23 protein-coding genes are annotated in these 25694 nt (G+C 59.5%); 3 read left to right on the forward strand and 20 right to left on the reverse strand.

Translation table 11 applies throughout. The annotated features are described in order from the left end of the window. Positions 1-73 precede the first annotated feature (73 nt). The 11 genes from JFN90_RS18245 to JFN90_RS18295 form a co-directional block, all read right to left on the reverse strand. On the reverse strand, positions 74-352 hold the full coding sequence (locus JFN90_RS18245; RefSeq protein ID WP_199396552.1) for a hypothetical protein: 279 nt from the start codon (positions 350-352) through the stop codon (positions 74-76). A 217-nt stretch (positions 353-569) separates the two neighbouring features. After that, on the reverse strand, positions 570-908 hold the full coding sequence (locus JFN90_RS18250) for a hypothetical protein (protein ID WP_199396553.1): 339 nt from the start codon (positions 906-908) through the stop codon (positions 570-572). Positions 909-990: 82 nt separating this feature from the next. Beyond that, entirely contained in the window at positions 991-1362 is a 372-nt protein-coding gene (locus tag JFN90_RS18255; protein WP_199396554.1) for a hypothetical protein, read from the reverse strand. Positions 1363-1429: 67 nt separating this feature from the next. Beyond that, complete coding sequence (locus JFN90_RS18260; RefSeq protein ID WP_199396555.1) at positions 1430-1816, reverse strand: DUF6228 family protein; 387 nt, start codon at positions 1814-1816, stop codon at positions 1430-1432. Between the two features lie 114 nt (positions 1817-1930). Next, complete coding sequence (locus JFN90_RS18265; protein ID WP_199396556.1) at positions 1931-2359, reverse strand: hypothetical protein; 429 nt, start codon at positions 2357-2359, stop codon at positions 1931-1933. 1259 nt (positions 2360-3618) lie between these two features. Continuing rightward, the gene (locus JFN90_RS18270; protein ID WP_199396557.1) at positions 3619-4023 is read right to left on the reverse strand and encodes a hypothetical protein; all 405 of its coding nucleotides are present in this window, start codon (positions 4021-4023) and stop codon (positions 3619-3621) included. A gap of 16 nt (positions 4024-4039) precedes the next feature. Further along, positions 4040-4609, reverse strand: a complete 570-nt coding sequence (locus tag JFN90_RS18275; RefSeq protein WP_199396558.1) for a hypothetical protein — start codon at positions 4607-4609, stop codon at positions 4040-4042. Positions 4610-4937: 328 nt separating this feature from the next. Then, entirely contained in the window at positions 4938-5612 is a 675-nt protein-coding gene (locus tag JFN90_RS18280; protein WP_199396559.1) for an NAD(P)H-binding protein, read from the reverse strand. A gap of 86 nt (positions 5613-5698) precedes the next feature. Continuing rightward, positions 5699-6526, reverse strand: a complete 828-nt coding sequence (locus JFN90_RS18285; RefSeq protein ID WP_199396560.1) for an SDR family NAD(P)-dependent oxidoreductase — start codon at positions 6524-6526, stop codon at positions 5699-5701. A gap of 74 nt (positions 6527-6600) precedes the next feature. Beyond that, positions 6601-7641 (reverse strand): AraC family transcriptional regulator, encoded by a 1041-nt coding sequence (locus JFN90_RS18290; protein WP_199396561.1) that lies wholly within the window; start codon positions 7639-7641, stop codon positions 6601-6603. After that, positions 7641-8390 (reverse strand): SDR family NAD(P)-dependent oxidoreductase, encoded by a 750-nt coding sequence (locus JFN90_RS18295; protein ID WP_185244103.1) that lies wholly within the window; start codon positions 8388-8390, stop codon positions 7641-7643. The genes JFN90_RS18290 and JFN90_RS18295 overlap by 1 nt, the downstream gene beginning before the upstream one ends. Positions 8391-8773: 383 nt before the next feature. Between JFN90_RS18295 and JFN90_RS18300 the strand changes: the two genes are divergently transcribed. From JFN90_RS18300 to JFN90_RS18310, 3 genes are all read left to right on the forward strand, one after another. Beyond that, the gene (locus JFN90_RS18300) at positions 8774-9565 is read left to right on the forward strand and encodes a LexA family protein (protein ID WP_199396562.1); all 792 of its coding nucleotides are present in this window, start codon (positions 8774-8776) and stop codon (positions 9563-9565) included. Next, complete coding sequence (locus JFN90_RS22560; protein ID WP_199396563.1) at positions 9541-10791, forward strand: DNA polymerase Y family protein; 1251 nt, start codon at positions 9541-9543, stop codon at positions 10789-10791. Before JFN90_RS18300 ends, JFN90_RS22560 begins: the two co-directional genes overlap by 25 nt. A 170-nt stretch (positions 10792-10961) precedes the next feature. Further along, a complete protein-coding gene (locus JFN90_RS18310; RefSeq protein ID WP_199396564.1) occupies positions 10962-14084 on the forward strand; it encodes a DNA polymerase III subunit alpha in 3123 nt (1040 codons plus the stop codon). Here JFN90_RS18310 and JFN90_RS18315 read toward each other — a convergent pair. The 9 genes from JFN90_RS18315 to ftsW form a co-directional block, all read right to left on the reverse strand. Beyond that, positions 14050-16215, reverse strand: a complete 2166-nt coding sequence (locus tag JFN90_RS18315; protein ID WP_215906865.1) for a sensor histidine kinase — start codon at positions 16213-16215, stop codon at positions 14050-14052. The two genes, JFN90_RS18310 and JFN90_RS18315, sit on opposite strands and share 35 nt — an antisense overlap. A 420-nt stretch (positions 16216-16635) precedes the next feature. Further along, entirely contained in the window at positions 16636-17790 is a 1155-nt protein-coding gene (gene ftsZ, locus JFN90_RS18320) for a cell division protein FtsZ (protein ID WP_199396565.1), read from the reverse strand. Between the two features lie 111 nt (positions 17791-17901). Continuing rightward, on the reverse strand, positions 17902-19140 hold the full coding sequence (ftsA, locus tag JFN90_RS18325) for a cell division protein FtsA (RefSeq protein ID WP_199396566.1): 1239 nt from the start codon (positions 19138-19140) through the stop codon (positions 17902-17904). Between the two features lie 15 nt (positions 19141-19155). Further along, entirely contained in the window at positions 19156-19980 is an 825-nt protein-coding gene (locus tag JFN90_RS18330) for a cell division protein FtsQ/DivIB (protein ID WP_199396567.1), read from the reverse strand. Between the two features lie 154 nt (positions 19981-20134). After that, on the reverse strand, positions 20135-21052 hold the full coding sequence (locus JFN90_RS18335; protein WP_199396568.1) for a D-alanine--D-alanine ligase: 918 nt from the start codon (positions 21050-21052) through the stop codon (positions 20135-20137). Positions 21053-21083: 31 nt separating this feature from the next. After that, entirely contained in the window at positions 21084-21986 is a 903-nt protein-coding gene (murB, locus tag JFN90_RS18340) for a UDP-N-acetylmuramate dehydrogenase (RefSeq protein ID WP_199396569.1), read from the reverse strand. Next, positions 21983-23368 carry a UDP-N-acetylmuramate--L-alanine ligase gene (murC, locus tag JFN90_RS18345; RefSeq protein ID WP_199396570.1) on the reverse strand — a complete coding sequence of 462 codons (1386 nt, stop codon included), beginning with the start codon at positions 23366-23368 and terminating at the stop codon, positions 21983-21985. Before murC ends, murB begins: the two co-directional genes overlap by 4 nt. A gap of 161 nt (positions 23369-23529) precedes the next feature. After that, positions 23530-24609: an undecaprenyldiphospho-muramoylpentapeptide beta-N-acetylglucosaminyltransferase gene (gene murG, locus JFN90_RS18350; RefSeq protein WP_199396571.1), complete on the reverse strand. Its 1080-nt coding sequence runs from the start codon at positions 24607-24609 to the stop codon at positions 23530-23532. Next, positions 24606-25685 carry a putative lipid II flippase FtsW gene (gene ftsW, locus JFN90_RS18355; RefSeq protein ID WP_199396658.1) on the reverse strand — a complete coding sequence of 360 codons (1080 nt, stop codon included), beginning with the start codon at positions 25683-25685 and terminating at the stop codon, positions 24606-24608. Before ftsW ends, murG begins: the two co-directional genes overlap by 4 nt. Positions 25686-25694: the final 9 nt, after the last annotated feature.

The following is a 25694-nucleotide window of genomic DNA, read 5'->3' on the forward strand; positions in this document are numbered from 1 at the left end:
GAAGAGTTCGAACAGCAGGAGTTTAAGATGGCAGCATAAGGGTTTTTAACGTGTCCTCTATTGCGAAGACAGGTCAAAGGAGGGGGTGCTTAGATTTTCCTTTTAGGGAAGAAATCATCAGGAGATGTTTTGACTTCAGAATATTCTTTTTCTTAAGCTTCTTGTTTTCAGCGGTTAAGGCATCAGCAAGCTTTGCTAGTCCGTCGTTATCATTGACTTCAAGAACGAGTTTCCCTTCCCGCATTATCTGTAACTGTGTGTAGTCACCACCGGCATCATAATCAGCAGGTGCCCTAAGCACGAAATTGTATTGGATTTTGTCGCCACGCCAGTCGTAACTTACCTTTTCCACGGTCCTCCACTCTGTTCCAGAAGCGACGGAGGCGACGAAGGTCAAGGCGAGGAAAGCAAAAGCGAAGGGTAATCTCACTTTTTTCTCTCTTTTGTCACACAACGGTTCCGGAATTGACCGGCTTGACCGGTCGTATTTTGTGGTTAGGAATCCCATACTTAGGAGAAGTCCGCTTTCAAGAGTTGTTCCCGCTTCTACTGATTCACGGATTCAGAATTTATCTCCGCTTCAAGTAAATATTGTCGAGTACGTAGTCAATACCTTCTTCCTTAGTATTGAATTTTTCGGGGTACTCGTAGTCAATCCTCCCGCGTTCCTGGATATACACTATCCACATTCCATTTTTTTCGACAAGGTAAAGACCATCTTGAGTTCCCTCAGCGAAGTGCCACCAACCTGTTGGAAACCCATGCTCCTCTATGTAATCCTTCAGGTCCTGGCATGTTACTGTTAATGCCGCTTCGAGCGCAGATAGGTTTCCGTCGAAGTATTTTCGTGCTAACTCCCACTCTCTTGCATTCAAAATCGCACAGACTTGTTCATTTTTTGGAATCATTTTTCACCTTCCCAACGGCGGAAGTCGCATCAACATTTAAGTTACATAAGTTACCTACGTCCCCTCAACTAACTGGTGCTGCCTATTTTCGTGCGCCAGTATTCCAGAGGTGATTGATGCAGTAGGCAACTCCCTTCACTGCCTTTCCTTTACACCCCATCCACATGCACTCCTCTTCCGTCTCACCGCCTCTGCTACTCAGAAGAAGTTGTTTTCTTTCTTGAATTAGCTCTTCCCCGGTCCATTTCGCTCGTTCCTTCACGCGGCTGACAACTTGCCACGTATACTTGTCCCATTCATCAATTGCCCAAAGCGTCCCGCAAGAATGACAGGAGTAGAGCCTTTTCCAGTTCGCCATTTCTTCCTGATGGAGATGCTGCTCAAAACCTTTCGGACCTTCTTCGAGATAAAAGACATCAGGGAGTTCTTTGCATTTACATTTCATTTTATCCACCAACGGGGATGTCCTTGCCCGGCGGCGTTAGCCGTCCGCGTCTAAGGATGTGGTTGTACAGTTCGGGTCAAGCTTTGAAGAACTCTGTTGCTCTTTTGGCAATCGCTTCGAGCTGACCAGCCTCAATCAGGAGGCAGCTTTTCAATCTCCACGGTTCCGTGTTTCCGCCATCATGATTGATATTTATGTAGATAGTTACATGGCCCGTCTTGTCTGCCTTTAATTCGATTTTAAATTCTCCCTCGAGAGACTCCCACATCTTCGTACCACTCCAGCCGCGCCATTGGTTCGCGGCTTCTCGGAAGATTTGGGCAATTCCTTCGGCGTCTGGGTATCCGTATACTTCTCGAAGTGCTGAGTGCGATTTCGAACGAACAGAAACTTTGAAAGAGTCCCCCTCAAAGTCAAAGAACTCCGGCAAACCATCAGTCTCTGTTGATTTGATTTGGAACATCATTCTTCCTTTGTACAACACCTAAGGGTGAGCGGCGGAGCGGCTTGGCTTTCTCAAGCAGACACCTGCATTCCAAACCCGCGAAGTCCGTCTCCACCCGCTCTGGTTGGATGCCTATTCGATGTATAAATCAATTACAGCCCGTTTTCGCTCTCGGTCGGTGCATACCTTTACGTGTCCACCGTTCTTAAATTCCTTGGGTTCCACAACGAATTCAGAGGTAACAGGAAATTCCGGACCTACTTTGGTGAGAATTGCAGTATGACTTGTTTCATTTACCGCTGTTTCTGTGAACTTGTATCCCCTGAGCAGGTTTGGGAGATCTCTGGGATCCATTTCAATTGAGCACCCAACCACTACATCAGTCGGAATAGGTTCATCTTTGCAGTCAACCACTCGTACTGAAGTTGGGAGCGAGGGAATATTTAAGATAGAGGCCACCTGCTTGGGTCGTCTCTGGACATCGATTATTTTGACCACCACGAGAGCAACCACGACTACGGCGCCAACCCACAAAAGAGTCTTCTTCCATCCTCTTTCCATATTTTTACCTGGTCCAACGGCGCGAGGTGACCGGCGGAGCGCCTGGCTCCTACCAGCTTTCACCAGCAATCATGAGCCGCGGAGACCTGGTCCACCCGCTTGGTTGGGACACGTCCGTTCTAAGATGTCAGTTTATCAATGCCTAGCCCTACCGTTTTTCTTTTTAGCAGGGGGACCTTACGCCAACTTCAGAGCGTGGCATCGTTCGTTCAGCCACTCCGCGAGACCCTGCTGTGTACATCTAATTGGCATATCTTTTAGAGAATCCAAAACAGAACTCCGAGCAAAAGAGGGACCATATAAGTAGCTAGCACAACAAGCCAAAATTTCGCTGATAGTAGCTGATAATCACCACCTTTATATGTTGTTTTGTAACACAGAACAAGAAGCAGGATTATCGTAAAACACAAGGGAAAAAGCTCGTTATAAGAGTAACCATGTAGTCTAATGATGTTTACAATTTCAGCGAGTTTAAACCCAACCCCTAAGTTAAACATCACAACTGCACCAATTATGATGGCGTTAATCATTCTCATTACATTCCTTGCTCTGAGCCAACAACTTATTAGTGGGAAATTGCCACCATCCTCCCACATCACCGCATATATATTGATTATGCCAACAAGCTTACTGGCGTAAGACACTGATATCACATACTGTGCTGCTTGGAATTTGTGCCATTTGGGTGGATGGCCAGAAAACTGGCCATCCTCTTTTCCCTTCCCTTTACGTAGAAGATGCACCACCTATAAAGCCTTTCATTTGCCACCACAAATCGATCGCAATATATAGAGATCCCGCATACAAGTCAAAGGCGAAGTGATCAATCGGATCGAGGTTCGCCCCCCATTTGTGATCGGCGATCACATTTTGTTATTTTGTGGTTACGTTTTCGTATTTTGGCATCCCGTTTTCGCATTTCGTCATCGTGTTTTCGCACTTCGTCATCGTGATTTCGTATGTTACGAGTGCGTTTTCATGTTTTGCGAATTCGTTTTCGTACTTTACGAGTGCGTTTCCGGATTTTGCAGGAGTGTTTTAGGATTTTGCAGGAGCGTTTCGGGATTTTTCAGGAAGGGTTTGCGATTTTGCTTATACTTTCCGACTTTACGACGACCGTGCTGGTTTTATCCCAGGACGATCACCATATCACGTAAACCGCTTGGGAAGAGGGCTGCCGGAGAGCGTACCGGCAGCCATTTTAGTGAGGATCAAGAGACGCAACGGAACGCGGACATTGATGACAGACCGTGCCGCCATCAAATGGAGAGGAGTCGGTTGAAAAAGGAACGGTAGCGGCGCAGAGCCAGCCTGAGGTCCTCGGTGGAAACGTCGCCGCCACGATCCCACTGGGCCTCGAGTTTCGCCCGCTCATCGGCGAAGGTCTCAGCCAGCCGCTTCATCGTATCCGCTACCAGGTTGTCCGCCTGCTCCACGCAACGACGGGGCTCGTCCACAAATCCCACCTGAATCTCGTCCCAGCGACGGCGCAGATTGTTGGCTTCGTTGACGGACAGCAGTTGCAGCTGTTCTTCGCCGGAGACGTCCTGCCCCCCTGTCACCTGAACGTTGCCCGGGCCGCCTGCGTCCGTGCGCCCGGCCAAATCCGCGGTAGTAAGCCCCTCACGCGCTCTTTCGTCCTTTTTGATAAGCTTGTCGTCCATTTTTATCCTCCGTTGTCTATACCTCTTTGCGCAACACCACACTCGGGGTCTCTTGTTCACCGACCAGCTCGGTGAACAGGGTGCGGTAATGGATCATCGCCTGCCGTAAATCTTCCGTCGTGGCCTGCCCCTTCGCGTGCCGCAGGGCGATCTCGTGACCGGCCCGGTAATGCTCAACCACCCGCGGATGTTCGACCGAAATATCCGCCGCGCGCTGTTCGAAATCCCCAACTGGATAGCCACGCTTCACCATGACCTCCCCGAGCAGTTGATCCGCCTCGGTGACCGCCCCCTTAGGGTCGTCGACGAATCGGGTCTGAACCCTCGCCCAGGACTCCTTGAAACGCGTGGCATCCTCGGAGCTCAACTGCCGGATGTTCAGCCGCTCCACGCGCTTTTCGCGCTGCCTCAGATCAGCCTCCGCTCGGGCGCGGCTCCCGGTTTCCCTGAGGGTACGATCGTACTCAGAGCCGAACCGCCCGCGCAGGCCCGCAGTCTGCCGCTTTTGAAACAGGGCGAAGACAGCTATGGCCAGCACAATTACGACAACGCCTAATCCGATAATGATGAGTGTGTTCCCGTCCATACCGACCTCCAAAACATTGGGTTATTTTAATCAACCACGGATTTATACCACCCTTTACCTGTTGTTCAATGGTAAATGCCATAACAGGATACAAGAGCACATTTAGAGAAAACAGCTCGTTAGCATCGTATGCTCCCCTCTGCCTGACGACATAGAAGACGCTAAAAAATTGGAATAGACAACAAGAGGAGCCGAAACTTTAAACGAGAAGATGAGATTACCAGAAGGTACTCTCACAGGTGGATTGTTAGTGAAAGAGGAAATAGCAGTACCTCAACCTAATGAACACTGAGGCGTAGTGTCGACCTGTGTAAACTTGCTGCCTGCATCAGCCTTGACGCTTTCCCATCCTATGAATGTCCCGCGCTTCCAGCACGTGAATGTCGGCTCCCTTGCGCGCCAACTCAAGCATAGCTTGCCCCATTAGTTCGGTGCTTAGTACCATCCTCGGAGCGAGCCAGCGCACCAATGGAAACAATGGACTAAGCACCTGATACAGCATTCGGTATGACAACGTCTTCGAGCGGATGCCGTGAAGCGGCTGAATTATGGCAGGGCGAATTGAGTAAACCTGAGCGAAGGGAAGACGAAAAAGGGCATTCTCCGTTTGTCCGCGAACTCTCGCCCACATGCTAGGGCCGCGTTCGGAACGGTCAGCGCCTGCACCTGAGACATAGACAAAGGTCATCGAGGGGGTAAGGCGCGCCAGCAGGGAAGCCACGTCCAAAGTAAGATCGTAGGTCAGGCGTCGGTATGCCTCTTCGCTCATCCCGGAGGAGCTGCCCCCTAAGCAGAAGAAGCACGCGTCGAATCCCTGGAGTTCTTTTTCGTGCTGGTGTAAGGTCATCAAATCGGCCAGCAGTAACTCCTGCAGCTTGGGATGCACCTGCTCCACGGACGTGCGCCCGACCACCATGACCTGGCTGACATCCGGAGCAGCAAGGCACTCCCGAAGCACCCCTTGTCCAACCATTCCTGTCGCACCGAATACCAGTACCCTCATGGCCTCTCCTCTCCACCCATGAATGATGGCCTGTGATTTCGCGAGCCATCATTCACGGGTAAACCTATCCCTACTCCTCAGCCCTGTTAGTCAACAGCCACCGAAACGCTGAGGTCACGCCACAGGGCATCCGACTCGGCCAGCGCTTTAGCCGCAGCCCCTGCGTATTGCACCGCATCTGTTCCTAGCAACAGATGAAGAGGTGCATCCGGACGGTTAGCAATGTCCAGGATGACCTGGGCGACTTTGACCGGATCAGAGACTTCGTTCCCGGTCAAATCCCGCAGCATTTGGGCAAAGAGGCCAACGGTCTGCTGGTACGGTGCGCTGATGGGAGGGATGGACATCGAAGCTCCGGCCCAATCCGTCCGCATGCCCCCCGGCTCAAGAATGGTGACTTTTACACCAAAGGGCGCGACCTCCTGCGCAACGCTGGTCGAAAAACCACCAACGGCCCACTTGGCGCTTTGGTAAGCACTTAACCCGACCGAACCGATACGCCCACCAATGGAGGAGACCTGGAAAATATGGCCGCTGCCCTGTTCGCGCAGGATCGGTATCATCGCCTTCGTTACATAGACGACACCGAAAAAGTTGGTATCCACCTGGGCACGAAAATCTTCGATAGTCATGTCTTCAACGGCAGCAGTGTTCCCGTAGCCCGCGTTATTTACGACGACATCATACTGACCGAAGCGCTCGTGTCCGATCTTTACGGCACGGTGTACCGCGTCGATGTCGGTGACGTCAAGAGCGAGCGGCAGCACTCGATCTGCATGCTTGTCGACCAATGCGGAAAGGTCTTCCACCTTGCGTGCGGTGGCAACTACCGAGTCTCCTGCGTCTAAAGCGGTTTCAGCGATCTTGCGGCCGAGGCCGCGGGAACTACCGGTAACGAACCAAACTTTTGCCATTTGATGCTCCTTTAAATAGGTAAAGGGTGGTGGCCACCTGCAAAGGCAGTTGGCGTCAAGGACAGAAATCAGCGTCAACTCGGTGTGTCAGGCTGAAGCCGGGCCTGGTGGCGTTGTTGGGCACGCCAGGCCGAAGGAGTCTGGTTTTCCCAGAGGCGGAATGAGCGAAAAAAGGAGTTCTGATCGTCGTAGCCCAGCATGTAAGCCACTTCTATGCTGGTGAGCGTTTCGTCTGCCAGATATTCAAGAGCAAGCTGATGGCGGGTTTCGCCGAGGAGCCCTTGAAAGGTCAACCCCTCCTCGGTCAGCTTGCGCTGTAATGAACGCTCGCTCATGGCCAGTTCGGTCGCAACAGAGCGGATATCGGGACGGCCCGCGGTCAGTCTCCGACGCAGAACCCATTTGATCTGCTCGGCTAGCGTGGCCCGGTGCGACTGCTGCTCTAGCCTTCGATCCAATTCGGGGATCAGGATGTCGAGTAGTTCAGCGTTGTAGCTCGCAAAGGGTTTTTCGAGGTCGGCGGGGTGGAAGCTCAGAAGGTTGGCCTCCGCACCGAAACGGACGCGACAGCCGTAATATTGTTCGTAGAAGTCTCTTGCGCTTTCGGGACGTGCCAACTCCACCGAAAAGGGGACGAGCGGCGCAGCCGTTCCCTTTCGCCCCAGCTCAAGTATGGAGGCGAAGGTCGCGTCTATCAGTGCAGGAGGTGCGGCCAAGCCCTCGGCGTGCGCCCATTTCACCGCTATATCACAGCGCTCCTCGCGCTCATTGATGACTATCTCTTCCGGGGCACATAGGCGTTTGAATCGTGCCACGCGCTGCAAGGCGTCACGGAAGTTCCGCGCGTAATAAGCCGCGAGGAAGGATGGGGGCATAACGGCACATTCCAACCCGATTGCTAAGCGAAGACCGATTGCGGGGTCGTTGCTGATGTCCACCAGAGTTCGCCACATGGCAAAGAACTGCGCTGTCGAGACAGATGCACCGTCTTGAATGGCACTCACAGGAATCTGTGCAGAGCCTATCAGGTTCGCAGGCGCAATTCCCACACGTCGCAATCCTTCCCAGAATGCTGTAGGAATCTTTATTTTGTCCAGGGAGCGGTTAGCGGGCATCATTGCGCCTGATACCCGCCATCGATATTCAGGATGTGGCCAATCACAAAACTTGCCTCATCCGACAGCAGCCACGCGATACCATTGGCGATTTCTTCCGGCTTGCCGATGCGCTTGATTGGGTGCATCATTGCAAGCCCTTGCTCATCCGCGTCGATTTGCGCCGCTATTATGTCGGTCCTGATGGCGCCAGGCGCCACTGCATTGATGCGGATCCCCTCAGCGGCATGATCAATGGCCGAGGCTTTGGTCAGGCCTACCACAGCGTGCTTCGTGCTCACGTAGGTTCCCGTTTGTGGGATGCCGTTTAAGCCAGCGATTGAAGCCAGATTTACGATGGCGCCCGAGCCTTGCTTCCTCATCTGCTCGATTTCGTACTTCATACTGTAGTAAACCCCAAGGACATTCACTTCAAGCATGTCCTGGAAGTTCTTTGTGTTTGACTTGTCAATAGTAGCCGCTTCGTTGTACAGGCCCGCATTGTTCACTGCCATATCGAGACGACCGAACTCAGCGACGATCTGGGCAATTAGCTCCTTTACGGCTCCTTCATCGGTGATGTCATTCTGGATGAAGCGCACTTGAGCTCCGTTTGTGGCGACCGCCTCGATTTCCTTGACGGCGTCCCTCCCCAACTCCTGGCGACGGCCGCTGATCACAACTGATACACCTTTGCTGGCGAGTTTTTTGGCGGTGGCTTTGCCGATGCCAGTAGCACCACCGGTAATGAGAGCAACTGAATTTGTCATAACGTACTCCTTTGTCGCTTAGTGGAAACCTAAAATGCTTACCCCGAGGTAAAACCAGTATAGCAACTTGCCTCTGGCGATAATATGCACATAACGCCAAAAAACCTGCAAAAGACGCCAAATCACTAACCAGAGGATTCTCTCCAGGAACATCCCACTCTCATCCTCACCTAATGTGAACTTCCGACATCTGCCGGTCCCCATTCTGATCCACTTGTATCCCGTGGGATCTACTTGGAGATTTTACCCATCAATGTTGTGCTTCACTTTCGCCCGCCCTTGACTTACGAGAAACTTACGAGTATTCTCGCTTTCCTGATTCGGCACCATCAGCAGAAGCGATGCTACCGGTGCGGGTAAGGAACGATGGGATGGAGGTGGGGATGACGCCTAAACAGAAGAGGGTTCTTGATTTCATCCTGGGGTTCGTGGATGAGCACGGGTACCAGCCTTCGCAGTCGGAGATCGCACAGGGGTGCGGGTTTGAGTCGCTCGGGACGGTGCAGCATTACTTGCGGGTGCTGGAACGGCATGGGTACTTGGCGCGGCAGGCGAATGCGAAGAGGGGGTTGCAACTGACGGCAAATCCCCCCTGTCCCCCCTTTGCAAAGGGGGGGACGGTTGCGGCACATTCACTTGCTAAAGGAGACACGGTTACCTCTCCCAACTTTGCTGAGGGAGCGATGCTTACGACACCCACCTTGGCTGAGGGGGGGACGCTTGCGGCAGTCGGGCTCGCAGCGGGGACTTTTCCGCAGGGGGGAAGCATAAGCTTCCTGGAACTGCCGCTGGTGGGGATCGTGGCGGCGGGGAAACCGGTGCACGCTTACGAACTGGCGGACGCCATCGAGGTCCCTTCCGCCATGGCGGGTCCGGGGAACGTGGTCTACGAGGTGCGCGGCGATTCGATGGTGGAGATGGGAATCATGAACGGCGACTACGTGGCGGTACACCCGCAGTCGGTCGCGGAGAACGGCCAGACGGTGATCGCGGAGGTGAACGGCTCGATCACCATCAAGAAGTACCTGCGCAAGGGGAACACGATCCAACTGCTGCCGGCCAACTCGGCGATGAGCCCCATCACGGTTACAGAAAAAGACGAGTTTCATATCAGGGGAGTGCTGGTGGGCTCCATGAGGTTTTATCGCAAGTGGACCGGGAAATCCTCCACATAACGGTGCCGGCCTTCCCCATCGCGCTGGCGCGGGTGGTGCACGCGCACCTGCGCGGACGCCCGGTGGCGGTGGCGCCGCTCAACTCTGAGCGCGCGCTGCTGCAGTGCATCTCCCCGGAGGCCGCGGCGGAGGGGGTCCACGTCGGGACGCCCATCTACCACGCGCGCAGGTCCTGTCCGTCGCTCATCGTCATCGCACCTGACCTGCACCTGGCGGCCAAGGGCAACCAAGCGCTCATGGAGCTCTCGGCGGAATTCACGCCCGTGGTCGAGCCGGGAGCCGGACGGGTTTTCCTGGACGTCACCGCGTCGCGAAGGCTCTTCGGGCCGGCGCGGGACGTGGCGGCGCGCCTGGAGAAATCGATAGCGGTGGAGTTGGGGCTGGAGGCGATGGCCGGCGCGGGCGGCAACAAGCTGGTGTCGCGGGTCGCGGCGGACACCATGCGGGAGCCGGGTGTGTACGACGTCTTCCATGGCGCCGAACGTCCTTTCCTGGCTCCCTTCCCGGTGTCGGTGCTGCCTGGCGTGGGCGAGTCGCGGCAGACGCTCCTCTTCCGCGATCTCAACCTGAAACTGGTGCAGGAGATCGCTGCGCTCTCGGTGCCGCAACTGCGGCTGGCCGTGGGTCCCTTCGCGCCGTTGTTGCATGACCGGGCCTGCGGCATCGACCGTTCTCCGGTACAGCCGCTGCGCATGTCGACGGAGATCGTCGAGGAAGGACTCTTGGAGCAGGAGGAGAACGACGACGCCATCTTGCTTTCGGAGCTGCTGCGGCTCGTGGAGGGGTGCGGGCTGAGGTTACGGCGGCTGCGCAAGGGGGCGCGCAAGATCACGCTCTCGGTTATGTACGCGGACGGGGTCGCGCAGCAGGGGAAGAAGGTGTTGCCGGTGCCGACCTCACTGGACCTGCCGCTGCTGGCGGCCGTGGAGGAGCTGTTTTTCACCACCTGCAAGCGGCGTCAGCGGGTCAAGGGCTTGAGGCTCAGTTGCGATCAGGTGGCGGAGGATGCGGGGCAGATGGATCTCTTCGCGGTCACGCCGGCGCAGGTGTCACGGAAGGAGACCGACTTGCAGGAAACGCTGGATCTGCTCAGGGAGAAGCATGGGCGGAACGCGGTGCGCTGGGGCAAGGGGCTGGCGGCGCGCCGGGAAGTCACCCTCGCCAGCGAAACGCCGCCGGAGTGGGATCCGGAGCAGAATAAGTATATGACGGTGACTAAAAACTAAGGCATTTAACAGGGATAAAGGGGATAAAAGGGATAACGGCATAAACCAGGCTTCTGGTTAGCAGCTAACGGCCGGCTCCAATCTTCCCCCTCCCTGGCCCTCCCCCTCCGGGGGCGGGAACATGCATTCATCCGTTGCATCCCTTTTATCCCTGTTAATTGGGTTTCCTGATGTTCGTCCATCTCCATGTACATTCTTCTCTCTCCCCCAACTGGGGGGTGCTGTCGCCGGAGGCGCTTTGCGCGGAGGCGGTGCGGCTGGGGTTCGATACCCTTGCCCTCACCGACCGCAACGGGCTCTACGCGGTGCCGCGCTTCCTCGATGCGGCGCGCGAGGCGGGGATCTCACCTATCATCGGCACAGAGGCGGTGACGCAGCAAAACCGCGCGGTGCTCCTGGCGGCCGACCAGGAAGGGTACGCCAACATCTCGCGGCTCCTCTCGGACCTGCACTGCGACAAGTCGTTCGACCTCTGCCACGCGCTCACCCGCTACCGGCACGGCATCATCGTCTTGAGCGACGACCGGCGCCTGCTCTCCGCATTGAAGCGGGTCTCGGCGGACGGGCTTTTCGTGGAGCTGTCGCCGGGACACGACATGCACCGGGCGCTGGCGACGTCGCGGGAACTGAAGCTGCCAGCGGTGGCGACGTCGCGAGCACTCCTGCGCCTGGGGACTGGCTCCGCAGGTGCCTGTCCCCCTCGTTCCTGCGCCCCTCACTCCAATACTGCCGACATCACGACAAAGGGGACTGGCACCTGGCGGAGCCAGTCCCCTCCCAAACAGTCCCCTTTAGGGGGGGATATAAGCGACTTCCATTTGCACCGGGTGCTGCGTGCGATCGACCTCAACACGAAATTGTCCCGGCTGACGCCGGAGCAGACGGCTTCGGAGTCGGATGCGCTCTACGGGGCGGCCAAGATGGCGAAGTTCTTCCCGCACTGCCCGGAGGCGCTGGAGAACTCGCGGCGCATAGCTGAAATGTGCCGCAGGGAGTGGGACTTCTCCCGCACCATCTTTCCCGCCTTCCGCGGACTGGGCAACGACGACGCCTTCACCACGCTGAACCGCCGCGCTCGCGAGGGGGCCCTCTGGCGCTACGGCTCCATCGGTCCCAACGTGGAGGCGCGCCTGCAAAAGGAACTCGCCATCATCCGCGACAAGGGGTTCGCCCACTACTTCCTGGTGGTGGAGGAAATCACCAAGCAGTCCCAGCGCACCTGCGGCCGGGGGAGCGCCGCGGCGTCCCTGGTCGCCTACTGCCTCGGCATCACCCACGTCGATCCCATCCGCCACAACCTCTTCTTCGAACGCTTCCTGAACGAGGGGCGCAGCGACCCGCCCGACATCGACGTCGACTTCCCCTGGGACGAGCGCGACGCGATCCTCGACTTCGCCTTCGCCCGCTATGGCGCGAGCCGCGCGGCGATGGTGGCGAACCAGGTGGGCTTCAAGGGGAGATCGGCCCTGCGCGAGGTGGCCAAGGTGTACGGCCTGCCCGACTTCGAAATCAAGGAGATGACGGAGCGCATCTCGGGGTTCTGGCGCGCGGAACAAAGTGCAGCGGCGATGGCGGGGCACCCGCTGTTCCAAGGGGAGACGCTCTCGCCGGACTGGCAGGAGATTGTCGCCACGGCGCGCCACCTAAACGGCCAGTTGCGCCACCTCTCGCTGCATTGCGGCGGCTTGGTCATCGTCCCGGACGAGATCCGCAGGTACGTCCCGGTGGAGATTTCGCACAAGGGGCTACCGCTGATCCAGTGGGAAAAGGACCAGGCCGAGGACGCGGGGCTGGTGAAGATCGACATCCTGGGCAATCGATCGCTGGCCGTGATCCGCGACGCGATGGCGGCGGTGAAGGAGCAAAAGGGGATAGAGATCGACTACGCGAGCTGGCGCCCGCTGGAGGACGAAAGGACGCAGAGCCTGATGCGCCGCGGTCTCACCATGGGCTGCTTTTACCTCGAATCCCCGTCGGTGCGCCTGCTCTTGAGAAAGATCTGGAGCCCCACTGCGCCCCCGGAGACCTTCGCCATCGACCTCTTCGAGGTGCTGGTGCAGGCCTCCTCGATCATCCGCCCGGCGGCGAACAGCTTCATCCAGGAATACATCGCCCGTATGCAGGGGAAAAAATGGGCGCACCTGCACCCGCTCCTGGAGCCGGTCCTGGGGGAGACGCTGGGGATCGCCATCTACCAGGAGCAGATCACCCAGATCGCCATGGAACTGCCCGGCTTCTCGGCGAGCGAAGGGGACCAGCTCAGGAAGGTGATCACCAAGAAGCACCGAGGCAAGCGTCTGGAGGACTTCCGCGCCAAGTTCATGGCGGGGGGGCAGGAGCGCGGCGTCACCGGGGCAGTGCTGGACGCGATCTGGGACCAGATCCTCTCCTTCGCCGGTTACTCCTTCTGCAAGCCGCACTCGGCGAGCTACGCCCTTTTGAGCGCCAAGGCAGCCTACATGAAGGCAAACCACCCCGCCCAGTTCATCGCGGCAGTGATCTCCAACCAGGGAGGGTACTACTCCCCCTTCGCCTACATCTCTGAGGGGCGACGGCTCGGGCTCACCATCCTGCCGCCGGACGTGAACGAGAGCGACCACCACTACACCGGCTTCGACAAATCGCTGCGCATCGGGCTGATGCAGATCGACGGGCTCACCCGGGAGGGGACGCAGCGCCTCCTCAAGGAGCGCCGCGAGCGGGGAAAATTCACCTCGTTTCGGGACTTCCTGCGCCGGGCTGACGTGCAGCGGGCGGACGCGGAGCGGCTGGTGAAGGCGGGATGTTTCGACGTCCTGGAGGGGGAGCAGAGGCGACCGGCGCTCTTGTGGGAGCTGCTCCATTTTCAGCAGCAGTCGACGGCGCTTCTCTTCGAGCAGAAGACCGAGCTCCCGACACCGCCCCCCTACGATGCGGGCACGGTGTTGAGGCAGGAGGCGGAGGCGCTCGGCTTCCTCGCTTCGCGGCACCCGCTCGCCCTGTACAAGGCCCAGTGGCAAAGGCACCGGCCCATCAGGGCGTCGGAGCTGATCAAGCATTCGGGTCAGTGGGTGACCATGGTGGGATGGTGGATCACCACCAAGATGGTGGAGGACAAGCGCGGCCGACCGATGGAATTCGTTTCTTTCGAGGATGTGACGGCGATCTTCGACGCCACCTTTTTCCCGGACGTCTATGCGCGCTTTTGCCGCAAACTCTCGCAGCGCCGCCCCTATCTGCTCAAGGGGATGGTCGAGGAGGAGTTCGGCGTGGCGACGCTCAGGGTGAAATGGGTCGGTTTTCTGGACGGCTGAAAGTGCCGCCTCCCTGCGCCTGCGGGTCGGCGGGGCTCAACTCGGCACCCCCTGCCGCAGCGGGGCCGGTGCGGAGCGGGAGGTAGACATTCAGGGTGGTGCCGACGCCCGGGGTGCTGTCGATCTCGACGTAGCCGTCATGCTGCTTGACGATGCCGTAGACTATCGCGAGCCCCAGGCCGCTTCCCTTGCCGACTTCCTTGGTGGTGAAGAACGGTTCCAGCACGTGGGCCTTGGTCGCCTCGTCGATGCCGGTGCCGGTGTCGGTCACCGAGACCACGGCGAAAGACCCCAGCCTGCCGTAGCCGCGCGCGTCAATCCACTCGTCGTTAATCTCGATGGAGCCGGTACTGATGGTGATCTCGCCGCCGTCGGGCATGGCGTCGCGGGCGTTGTTGACCAGGTTGGCGAGGACTTGGTCGATCTGGGTCGAGTCGGCCACCACGGGGAGTTTTTCGCTGCAGATCTCGAACTGCAGCTGGATCTTCGAGGGGACCAACCGGCTCAGGAGTTTACGCAGGTTGTCCACTATCTGGTTCAGGTTGATCGGCTCGGGATGGTTGACCTGCTTCCTGCTGAAGGCGAGCAGCCCCTGGGTCAGCGACGCGGCCCGCTCGGCCGCGCTCAGCACCTGTTCCAGGTACTCCTGGGCCGGGTCGTCCCTTTTCAGCTTCATCTGGGCCAGCGCCACGAATCCCATCATGCCGGTGAGCAGGTTATTGAAGTCATGGGCGATGCCCCCGGCCAGGACGCCGACCGATTCCATCTTCTGGGATTGCCGGATCTGCTCGGACATGCGCCGCTCGCGCTCCAGGTGGATGGCGTTGCGCAGGCTCATGCCGATGACGGGGGCGATGCCGGCCAGCAGGCTCAGGTCGCTCTGCATCAGCGGGCGCTGCGATTTCTTGTTGTCCACCGCCAGAACCCCCAGTACCTCGCCGTCGCAGGCGATGGGGCAACAGATGAAGGAGCGCGCCTCCAGTTCCCGGGAGAAGTCGATGCTCTGCGGCGTGTGCAGGTGCGCCACCTCGGCGAAGTCGCTCACGAACCTGCTCTGATTATCGCGAAAGCAGGTAACGAAGACGCCCTGGGTGTCAGGGGCGGTGAGGTCGAAGGAGGCGTTGAGCAGCGCGTCCCGTTGCGCCACGGTATAACCGTAGCCGGTGCTGAATGTCAGGCGTGACTTCCTGGCATCGGCGAGCATGATGACGCAGCGGTCGTAACCGAGCCGCTTCTCGATCACCTTGGTGACGTTTCTCAGCACCTCGTTGATCCCGCTCTGCTTGCTGAGCGCCTGCCCGACCTCGTTGACCATGCGGGCGTTGTTGTAGTTGACGCCCATCTGCGCGACTATCTGCTGGGTCGATTCCTCCACCTGGGCCAGCGCGGTAACGATCTCCCGCGTTTCCATCCGCTGTGCCAGGTAGGAACTCCCCAGGGCGAAGAAGGCAAGGGCGGTGAGAATCGGTACCGGGTGGCCCACCAGCCCAAAGTGGTAGCACAACGCGTAGGCGATGAGGGCGATCGGGACCAGCCGGTTCCTGAGGCTGCGCACCGTGGCGTACCAGGTCTTCTTCCAGGAGATGATGTAGCGGCAGCTCTCGCCCCCCTGGAAGATGCAGTCGCTGTGCTCAATCTGGGGGGGATGGTAGTTGAACAGCATCACCACCGCCTCGAACATGCCCATGCGGTTTTCGCACTGGTAGGGCTGTTCCTCGCTCCCCTCCTGCGGCGTGAAGGTGATCTCCACCCTGTTGTCGGCCAGCTTTGCCGCCGTGTAGGTCCCGGACCGGCTGAAGTTCCGGGAACACTTGCCGATGGCCAGCAGCGTGTTGGCCGGGCCGATCAGCCCCAGCGTGTACTTCATCATCATGCCGTGAGCGGCTGCGGACGCAGCGTAGCGTCCCCCTTCCCGGGAGATGTCCGCCCCCACCATCTGCGTCATCCGGGTGTGGAAGCGGTCCACCTGGCGCTGGGTGAGCCAGTGCCCCTCGTCGTTCACCTCGTAGGTCTTGATTTCGGCGTAGCGCAGCAGTTCCGGCACGTCGACGTGCGGATATTTCTTCTGCAGGAGGCTTACGAAGATGCTGATGATCTTGCTGTTGTAGAGTGGCTGATCGTCGATCGACAAGGGTGGCTCCGAATTGCGTGCGACAAAGGGGCGGCCTACACTAAAAGGCCATTGTGCACGTATCGGATAAATCTGCGGATGCTTTAGGGATCGGATGGGTTGGGGGGGGGTAAGGCAAGACAAATCCCCCCTGTCCCCCCTTTTGCAAAGTGGGGAACGTGAGGGCGCGTGCGGAGCTTCGTGGACAAAGATAGCTGGTGCTCAAGAATGTCTGCAGAAACTGTTGGAGGATGCGAAGTCAGACAGATCAGCATTGAAAGGTACCAAGCCAGATAAATCTCAGAAACGAGAATCTGTTGCCTCGAAGGACCCGTAGATGCTAATGCGTCCCCCCCTTTGCGAAAGGGGGGGACGCATTAAAAGAAAAAAGGCCCGGCTCCCTTGCGGGGCCGGGCCTTTCGTTCTTCTCTTTAGCCGGTGCTAGTCGACCGACTTCCTGAGGAAGGTCGGAATATCGTACTGGTCCTCGTCGTCGCTCAGGAAGCTGCGCTGCTGCCTGGAGACTTCACGCTCCTGCTTGGCGCGGATGTAAGTCGGGATCTCGCGGTTCACCTCGGGCTGCGGCTTGACCAGGGTGCTCACGTTCTTGATCTCGTGACGCCCCTTCTCGAGGTCGAAACGGTCGCCGAAGCCGGTGGCGATGGCGGTGACCTTGATGGTCTCACCGAGGTTCTCGTCGATGACGAGACCGACGATGATGTTGGCGTCCTCGTGCACCTTCTCGTGGATCACCTTGCTGGCGGCGTCGAACTCGTCCATGGTCATGGAGGAGGAGCCGGAGATGTTGACCAGAACGCCCTTGGCGCCGGAGATGTCGATGTCTTCCAGCAGCGGGCTGGAGATGGCTTTCAGGGCCGCATCCACGGCGCGATTCTCGCCGTTGCCCAGACCGATGCCCATCATGGCCATGCCGCGCTCGCTCATGATCGATTTCACGTCGGCGAAGTCGACGTTGATCAGGCCGGACTGGGTGATCAGGTCGGAGATGCCCTGCACCGCCTGGCGCAGCACGTCGTCGGAAGGCTTGAAGGCGTCCAGGATGGACATGGACTTGCCGGCCAGGCCCAGGAGCCTGTCGTTGGGGATCACGATCAGGGAGTCGACGTGCTTCTTGAGTTCCTTGATGCCGTCCTCGCCCTTGGCGAGACGCTGACGCCCTTCGCGGGTGAACGGCTTGGTTACCACGCCCACGGTGAGCGCGCCCTGCTCGCGGGCGATCTCGGCGATGATCGGGGCGGCGCCGGTGCCGGTGCCGCCGCCCATGCCGGCGGCGACGAAGATCATGTCGGCACCCTTCAGCGACTCGATGACCTTGTCCTTGTCCTCAAGCGCAGCGTCGCGGCCGACGTTGGGGTTCGCGCCTGCGCCGAGACCCTTGGTGAGCTGGGTTCCGATCTGTATTTTAACCGGCGCTTTGGACATCCTGAGCGCCTGTGCATCCGTATTGGCAACGATGAAATCGACCCCGGCGATGCCCACAGCCATCATGGTGTTGACGGCGTTCCCGCCGGAACCACCAACGCCTATCACCTTTATCTTCGCAGTTTGGTCGATGCTTTCATCGAAATGGAACATGAACTACCCCCCTTATTATCGCGCCCCCCGGCGGCGTTAAAAATATTAGCCGGTTTTATACTACGTTTACCCCAATAATGGAAGTCCTAATACACTATATCTTGTGTTTTTTTAGAAGAACTCGCCGAACCACTCCTTCATCCTGCGGCTCACCCTGCGGAAGACCGTTTCGTCACTTTGCTGGGTCGGGAACTCGTGCACGCCGACGTTCTTGGAGCCGTAGACCACCAGGCCGACGCCGGTCGCGTAAACCGGCGAATTAACTACGTCGGTGAGGCCGCCGATACGCTGCGGCAGGCCGCGGCGCACCGGGAGGTTGAAGATTTGCTCGGCCAGTTCCGGCATCCCTTCCAGGATGGTGGAGCCGCCGGTGATCACCACGCCCGAGGCGATCATGTCCTCGAGGCCGCTCTTCACGATCTCGCGGTTCACCAGGGTGAAGATCTCCTCGACGCGCGGCTCGAGGATCTCGCAGAGGAGCTGGCGGGAGAGGATGCGCGGCTTGCGGCCGCCGACGCTCGGGACCTCGATGGTCTCGTCCTTGCCAACCAGCGAGGAGAGGCAGCAGCCGTACTTCTGCTTGATGCGCTCGGCTTCGGCCATGGGGGTCCTGAGGCCGACGGCGATGTCGTTGGTAAGGTGGTTGCCACCCAGGGAGAGCACGGATGTGTGCTTGATGGCGCCGTCCACGAAGATGGCGATGTCGGTGGTGCCGCCGCCGATGTCCACCAGCGCGACGCCCAGTTCCTTCTCGTCCGCGGAGAGCACTGCTTCGGAGGAGGAGAGCTGCTCGAGGACGATGTCGGCGACTTCCAGCCCGGCGCGGTTGCAGGACTTGACGATGTTCTGGGCGCTGGCCACGGCGCCGGTGACAATGTGGACTTTCGCCTCCAGCCTGACGCCGCTCATGCCCAGCGGTTCGCGGATGCCGTCCTGGTCGTCGATGATGAATTCCTGGGGGAGGATGTGGATCACTTCGCGGTCCATCGGGATGGCGATGGCCTTGGCGGCCTCGATCACGCGCTTCACATCCTCGGGGGACACCTCGCGGTTCTTGATGGCGATGACGCCCTGGGAGTTGAAGCCCTTGATGTGCCCCCCGGCGATGCCTGCGTACACCGACTTGATCTCGCAGCCGGCCATCAGCTCGGCCTCCTCGATCGCTTTCTTGATCGCGGAGACGGTGCTCTCGATGTTGATCACGACACCTTTTCTGAGCCCCTTGGACGGGCTGGTGCCGATCCCGACGATGTCGATACCGTCTTCGGTTACGTTGCCGACGATGGCGCAGATCTTGGTTGTGCCTATATCCAGGCCGACGATCAGGTTATCCCTTCTGGTTGCGGACATGCTCCCCCCCTTTTCCTACACTTTTTTCACTATGATTTTGTCGATGTAATCGAGGTCTATGTAATCCAATGCATGCATCTGCGGTTTGAGGTCGCGGTAGATGTTGGACAGCCTTGCAAGCTTCTCGCTGAAGTCGCCGTTGCCCAGCTTGACCGGAACGCCCCCCTGCATGGTGAACAGGGTGAAGCCGTACCCCTTGCTGTAATGAATCTCGGAAATATCCGCCAGGCTGAACACGCTCCCCGACCTCAGGGTGCCGATCAGTTGCAGCGCGCTCTTCAGGGCCTCCTGGCTCCCCTTCGGGTCCTGGGACAGATCCTCCTCGGTGATGCCGGTGATGAGCGGGAAATCGAGCCGGTCCCCCTCGGAGAGGGACTTGAACAGCACGCCTTTCTCATCCAGGTAGTAGAGGCAGCCGACGTTGGCCACTGCCTGCGGGGTCCTTTCCGAGGCGATGATGGCAAGGGTGTGCGGGAAGTAGCGGCGCACCTGGACCTGTTCCAGCCAGGGGTTTTTGGCGAGCCGCGCCATGACGGTCTTCAGGTCGAGCCCGATCATGGAGTCGCCGGGCCTCACCCCGGCCAGGGTGATCAGCTCGTCGCGAGACACCTTCTTGAGCGGCGACACCTCGATCGTTTCCAGACGGAGCAGCGTGGTGCGCGAGACAAGGTGGTACGCCTTCCAGCCGCCGAAACCGGCGACGGCGCAGATGGCAGAGGCGCCTATCCCCCGGGAGAGCCATTTGAGAATGGGGCCCCAGTTGACCGGCTTACGCTCTTTGGGCGCCTTCTTGACCCTGTTGTGGGGCACCCTCTGTTTTTTGGCGTGTAGATCGCGCATGGCAGTTACCGTATAGATTGAATTTCAGTGCAACACATAACAGCGGTGAACCAAACTAAAACAAAGACTAAGACTAAGATTGAGATTAAGACTGAGACTGAGACTAAGACTGAAAACCTGAAACTTAATCTTTATCTTAATCTTTATCTGTTTTTTAGATTTTCAGCGACGCGGCGGAAATGATCCGCACCACCAGTTGATCGAAATCGATGCCAGATCCGCGGGCGATCTCCGGCAGCAGGCTCAGGTCGGTCATGCCCGGCAGAGTGTTTACCTCGAGGAGGTAGCACTCGCCGGCCTCGTTGACCAGGAAGTCCACGCGGCTGTAGCAGTCGCACCCGAGGGCGGCGTGGGCCTTCTCGCCTTCCTTCAAAACCGCCTGGTACACGTTCTCGGGCAGGCGGGCCGGGAGGATGTGCTCCGCGCCGCCGTCGGTGTACTTGGCCTCGTAGTCGTAGAACTCGTTCTTCGGGACGATCTCGATGGCGCCCATGGCGCGGCCGTCCAGAATGCCGACCTGGACTTCCTTGCCGCTTATGAAGGCTTCTACCAGGATCTCGGAATCGTAGCGGAACGCCTCCGCCAGAGCCTTTTCCATCTGGCCGGGCTCTTTCACGATGCTGACGCCGACCGAGGAGCCTTCCTTGGAGGGCTTCACCACCACCGGGAGCGGATTGGCGAGTTTCAGCTCCTCGCCGCGACGCAGCACCTGGTAGGGGGCGAGCTGCAGTCCCGCGGCGGCGAACATCACCTTGGCGGCGACCTTGTCGATGGCGAGCGCGGAGGCGAGCACGCCGGAACCGGTGTAGGGAATCGCCATCAGTTCCAGGAGCCCCTGGACCGAACCGTCTTCGCCGAAGCGGCCGTGCAGGGCGATGAAGGCGAGTTCCACCTTCTCCTCGGCCAGGCGCTGGGCCAGGTCGCGCCCGACGTCGATGCCGACCGCGTTGAAGCCCTGGCGCGTGAGCGACGCGAGCACGGCCTTGCCGGAGTTCAGGGACACCTCGCGCTCGGCGGAAAGTCCCCCCATCAGCACGGCAATCTTCTTGGTTTTCAGTTCCGCTGCGGTCATCGCGTTACATCCTCTTTCTTTTTTACGGCTATCACTCGCCTACTATCCTTACTTCTTCTTCCAGTTCTACCCCGGCTTTCTCCTTCACCCGGAGCTTGATCAGCTCAGCCAGGGCCAGGAAGTCGGCGGCATTGGCGCCACCTTTGTTCACCAGGAAGTTCGTGTGCACCTCGGAAACCTGGGCCCCTCCGATCATCCAGCCGCGCATCCCCGCTTCGTCGATCAGGCGCCAGGCGCTCGCGCCGGCGGGGTTCTTGAAGAACGATCCCGCGTTGGGGAAGCCGACCCGCTGGCCGCCGCGCTTGGCTATGTACTCCTGGATGTTCTCCTCGATCAGGCGCCGCTCGACTGGTTCCAGTCTCAGCCGCGCCCCCAGCACGATCTCGCCCGGCTCCAGCTTCAGAAAGCGGTAACCGTACTCCAACTCTTCCCGTTTCCTGACCAGCGCGCCGCTCTGCCGTAGCGTGGTCAGCAGCTCGACCCGCTGCATGGTCTCGCCCCCGTGGGCACCGGCGTTCATGGTGAGCGCGCCGCCGAAGCTTCCCGGTATCGCGCTCAGAAACTCGATCCCACCCAGGCACTGCTCCGCCGCGAAGCGGGTGAGGACCTGGTTGGTGACCCCTGCACCCACCTCGAGCCGCGCGCCCGGCAGCGGCTCCAGGGTGTTGAAGCCTTTCAAGGAGATTACGCACCCCCGGATGCCGCCGTCGCGGACCAGGAGGTTGTAGCCCCCTCCGATAACGAGGCAGGGGATGCCTGCCGACCGGGTCCGCGCCAGGGCCTGCTCCAGCTCATCGAGGTCCGCCGGTTCCAGGTAGAGATCCGCCGGTCCGCCCACCCTGAGCGAGGTGTGCCGGGACATGGGCTCGTCCCAGAGGACGACTCCCTTCATCCCTTGCGCCACCTGCTCCAGATCGGGGCGCGACCAGGTCATTTGCTCTCCACCGCCTTCAGGCGCTCCAGCATGCTTTCACCCACCTGCCAGACGTTCCCGGCGCCGAGGGTGAGCAGGATGTCGCCGGGGGCCAGTACCCGCTCCAGGTGCTCGCAGAGTTTGTCGCGTTCCGGAATCCAGGTGACGTCCTTCTGGCCGTGCCTCCTGACCCGCGCCGCCAGCGACTCGGCCGTGATCCCCTCGATGGGGGCCTCGCCCGCCGCGTAGATGTCGGTGAGGATCAGCACGTCAGCGTCGTGGAACGCCTTGACGAAGTCCTCGAAGAGCTCCTTGGTGCGCGAGTAGCGGTGCGGCTGGAACACGACCACCAGGCGGTTTTCGGCAAAGCCGGCCTTGGCGGCGGCCAGGGTGGCCTTGACCTCGGTCGGGTGGTGGCCGTAATCGTCGACCACCATGATGCCGTTCACCTCGCCCTTCAGCGAGAAGCGGCGTCCGACGCCCCCGAAGGCTTTGAACCCTTCCTGGATGGTCTCGAAGGGGATGTCCAGCTCCATGGCGACCGCGATAGAGGCCAGCGCGTTGAGCACGTTGTGCGCGCCGGGCATGGAGAAGGTGATCTCGCCCAGCCTGACTCCCTTGTGGTGCGCCACGAAGCTCGTGGAGAAGCCGGAGAGGCGCACGTCGGTGGCGCGGAAATCCGCCTGTGCCGACAGGCCGTAGCTGGTGAAGCGCTTCTTCACGCGCGGCAGGATGTCGGCGATGTTGCCGTTATCCAGGCACAGCACGGCCAGGCCGTAGAAGGGCACCTTGTTGATGAACTCGACGAAGGTATCCTTGATCTCCTCGATGCCGCTGTAAAAGTCGAGGTGGTCGGCATCGATGTTGGTCACCACGGCGATGGTCGGGGAGAGGAGCAGGAAGGAGCCGTCCGACTCGTCCGCCTCGGCCACCAGGAACTGTCCCTGCCCAAGGCGCGCGTTGCTCCCGAGCGAGTTGAGCCTGCCGCCGATCACCATGGTCGGGTCGATGCCCCCCTTGGCCAAAAGCGTCGCCACCATGGAGGTGGTGGTGGTCTTGCCGTGGGTGCCCGCGACCGCCACGCCGTATTTCATGCGCATCAGTTCGGCGAGCATCTCGGCGCGCGGGATCACCGGGATCAGCTTCAGGTGCGCCTCGATCACCTCGGGGTTGTCTTCATGCACTGCGCTCGAGATGACCACCACGTCCGCCTGGGCCACGTTCTCGGCGGCGTGGCCGATGAAGATCTCGCCCCCGAGGCTTTCCAGGCGCTGGGTGGTGTCCGAGCTTTTCAGGTCGGAGCCCGAGACCTTGTACCCCAAGTTCAGCAGCACTTCCGCGATCCCGCTCATGCCGATGCCGCCGATGCCGACGAAATGTATCCGCTCTATCTTTCCGTACACTTAAAACTCCTTAGAGGCCGTTCTACGTTCTATGTTCTACGTTCTGCGTTAACTTCTTTCGCACCTTGCGGGTGGCTGCACTGTGATCAGGCGAAGCGGCCGTGGTTCAGGTTCCAACGTAGAACATAGAACGTAGAACCTAGAACTCGCTTTACTCGCCTTTAGTTTTTCACCACCATGGCCGCGACGATGGCCTGGGCGGCGTCGAGCTGCGCCAGGGACCTCGCGTTCTTCTCCAACTCGGCTACCTGCTCCGGGTGATTCATCAGGTTCAGAATTTCGGCGGCCAGGTGCTCGCCGGTCAAGTCCTCTTCCAGGATCATCCGCCCCGCGTCACGCTTCACCAGCGACTCGGCGTTCTTCTTCTGGTGGTCGTCGGCCGCAAACGGATACGGGATGAAGATGCACCCCTTGCCGCAGGCGGTCACCTCGGCGATAGTGGTCGCCCCTGCCCGGCAGAGAACCAAGTCGGCGGCGCCGTAGGCCGCGGACATGTTGTCTATGAAGGAGAGCACCTGCGCCTGGACGCCCTGGGCCTGGTATCCCTCGCGCACCCGCGCCACGTCCTTCTCCCCGGTCTGGTGCGTGATACGCAGCTTAGACTTCACCTCTCCCAGGTGGGGGATCGCCTCCAGCATGGCACTGTTGATGCGCTGGGCGCCGGCGCTGCCGCCGAAGACCAGCAGGCCGAAGGTGTCGCCCGTAGTCTTCGTGCGCTGCTCCTGGAAGCTCCAGAGGATCTCCTTGCGGATCGGGTTACCGGTCATCTGGGTGTTCTTGCCCGGGAAGAAACTGGCCGCTTCCTCCATGGAGATGAAGATCCCGTCGACCACCCGGCTCAGCGCCTTGTTGGTGAGACCGGGGGCGGCGTTCTGCTCGTGGATGAAGGTCCGGATCCCCATGCCGCGCGCGGCAAGGAGCATCGGCGCCGAGGCGTAGCCGCCGACTCCGAGCACCAGGTCGGGCTTGAAGGTCTTCAGGATCTTCCTCGACTGGGAATAGCCGTACAGCAGGCGCCCCGCGCTCAGGAGCTTCTTGACGGTCCCCATCCCCTTCATGCCGCTGGCGGAGATCAGCTCCAGCTTGTAACCGAGCTTGGGCAAAAGGCGCGCCTCGATGCCGCGTTCGGTCCCCACGAACAGGACCTCGTTCTCCGCCCCGCGGGCCAGGAACTCCTCGGCCACCGCTATACCCGGGAAGAGATGCCCCCCGGTGCCGCCTCCCGCGATGATCAGCCTCATGGTGTCCCCCTCATCCGCGTGGAGACGTTGAGCAGGATGCCCACCGCGCAGAGCGAGATGATCAGGGAACTGCCGCCGTAGCTTAAAAACGGCAGCGCGATCCCCTTGGTGGGCAGGAGCCCGGTGACCACCGACATGTTGATGAAAGCCTCCAGGCCAAGCAGCGTGGCGATGCCGAAGGCCAAGAAACGGCCGAAGCTGTCCTCGGCGGATATGGCGACCCGGATGCTTCTTTGCACCAACAACAGGAACATCGAGGCGATGACCACCACCCCGATGAACCCCATCTCCTCACCGAGCACGGAAAGAATGAAGTCGGTATGCGCTTCCGGAAGGTAGAACAGTTTCTGCTTCCCTTCGCCGAGCCCCTGCCCGAAGAAGCCGCCGGTCCCGAGGGCCAGCCAGGACTGGATGATCTGGAATCCGGCGTCGGTGGGATCCTGCCAGGGATCGAGGAAAGCCGTGATGCGCCTCATGCGGTAGGCCTTGGTGAAGACCAGATAACAGATGCCGGGCAGCGCCACGAGCCCCATCCCCAGGATGTACTGCACCTTGGTGCCGGCCGCGAAGAGCATGACGATGGCCACCACCAGCATGGTGAGCGCCGCCCCCATGTCGTGCTGCGCCAGGAGGATGGCGATGAAGACACCCAAGATCAGCATGTACGGGAAGAAGCCGGACATGAACTGCTTCAGCTTTTCCTGGCGCTTCTCCAGCGAGTAGGCCATGTACATGATCAGCGCCACCTTGGCGAGCTCGGAGGGCTGGAAGTTGAAGCCGGGGAGCCGGATCCAGCGCGAGGCGCCCTTGGCGGTCCCGCCGATGCCCGGGACGAACACCAACAGGAGCAGGAAGAAGGTGCCCAAAAAGAGCGGCACCGCCCATTTCTTCCAGACGTGGTAGTCGACGTGCATGGCGAGCCCCATGCCGATGAAGCCGATCAGGGCGTACAGGGACTGCCGTTTCAGGAAGAAGAAACCGTCGTGGAACTTCTTGGCCGCCATTACGGAGGACGCGGAGTAGACCATGACCACACCGAAACAGGTGAGGATCACCGCCATCATCAGCACGATCATGTCGTACCC

It is taken from the genome of Geomonas propionica, from assembly GCF_016458235.1.
Taxonomy (GTDB): domain Bacteria; phylum Desulfobacterota; class Desulfuromonadia; order Geobacterales; family Geobacteraceae; genus Geomonas; species Geomonas propionica.

Excerpts from the sequence above, each read along its gene's own strand:
- JFN90_RS18270 (WP_199396557.1), bottom strand. The coding sequence starts at position 4,023 with ATGGACGACAAGCTTATCAAAAAGGACGAAAGAGCGCGTGAGGGGCTT.
- JFN90_RS18290 (WP_199396561.1), bottom strand. The coding sequence starts at position 7,641 with ATGCCCGCTAACCGCTCCCTGGACAAAATAAAGATTCCTACAGCATTC.
- JFN90_RS18280 (WP_199396559.1), bottom strand. The coding sequence starts at position 5,612 with ATGAGGGTACTGGTATTCGGTGCGACAGGAATGGTTGGACAAGGGGTG.
- JFN90_RS18310 (WP_199396564.1), top strand. The coding sequence starts at position 10,962 with ATGTTCGTCCATCTCCATGTACATTCTTCTCTCTCCCCCAACTGGGGG.
- ftsZ (WP_199396565.1), bottom strand. The coding sequence starts at position 17,790 with ATGTTCCATTTCGATGAAAGCATCGACCAAACTGCGAAGATAAAGGTG.
- JFN90_RS18285 (WP_199396560.1), bottom strand. The coding sequence starts at position 6,526 with ATGGCAAAAGTTTGGTTCGTTACCGGTAGTTCCCGCGGCCTCGGCCGC.
- murG (WP_199396571.1), bottom strand. The coding sequence starts at position 24,609 with ATGAGGCTGATCATCGCGGGAGGCGGCACCGGGGGGCATCTCTTCCCG.
- JFN90_RS18260 (WP_199396555.1), bottom strand. The coding sequence starts at position 1,816 with ATGTTCCAAATCAAATCAACAGAGACTGATGGTTTGCCGGAGTTCTTT.
- JFN90_RS18275 (WP_199396558.1), bottom strand. The coding sequence starts at position 4,609 with ATGGACGGGAACACACTCATCATTATCGGATTAGGCGTTGTCGTAATT.
- ftsW (WP_199396658.1), bottom strand. The coding sequence starts at position 25,685 with ATGATCGTGCTGATGATGGCGGTGATCCTCACCTGTTTCGGTGTGGTC.
- JFN90_RS18300 (WP_199396562.1), top strand. The coding sequence starts at position 8,774 with ATGACGCCTAAACAGAAGAGGGTTCTTGATTTCATCCTGGGGTTCGTG.
- JFN90_RS18335 (WP_199396568.1), bottom strand. The coding sequence starts at position 21,052 with ATGACCGCAGCGGAACTGAAAACCAAGAAGATTGCCGTGCTGATGGGG.
- murB (WP_199396569.1), bottom strand. The coding sequence starts at position 21,986 with ATGACCTGGTCGCGCCCCGATCTGGAGCAGGTGGCGCAAGGGATGAAG.
- JFN90_RS18330 (WP_199396567.1), bottom strand. The coding sequence starts at position 19,980 with ATGCGCGATCTACACGCCAAAAAACAGAGGGTGCCCCACAACAGGGTC.
- ftsA (WP_199396566.1), bottom strand. The coding sequence starts at position 19,140 with ATGTCCGCAACCAGAAGGGATAACCTGATCGTCGGCCTGGATATAGGC.
- JFN90_RS18295 (WP_185244103.1), bottom strand. The coding sequence starts at position 8,390 with ATGACAAATTCAGTTGCTCTCATTACCGGTGGTGCTACTGGCATCGGC.
- JFN90_RS18265 (WP_199396556.1), bottom strand. The coding sequence starts at position 2,359 with ATGGAAAGAGGATGGAAGAAGACTCTTTTGTGGGTTGGCGCCGTAGTC.
- JFN90_RS18250 (WP_199396553.1), bottom strand. The coding sequence starts at position 908 with ATGATTCCAAAAAATGAACAAGTCTGTGCGATTTTGAATGCAAGAGAG.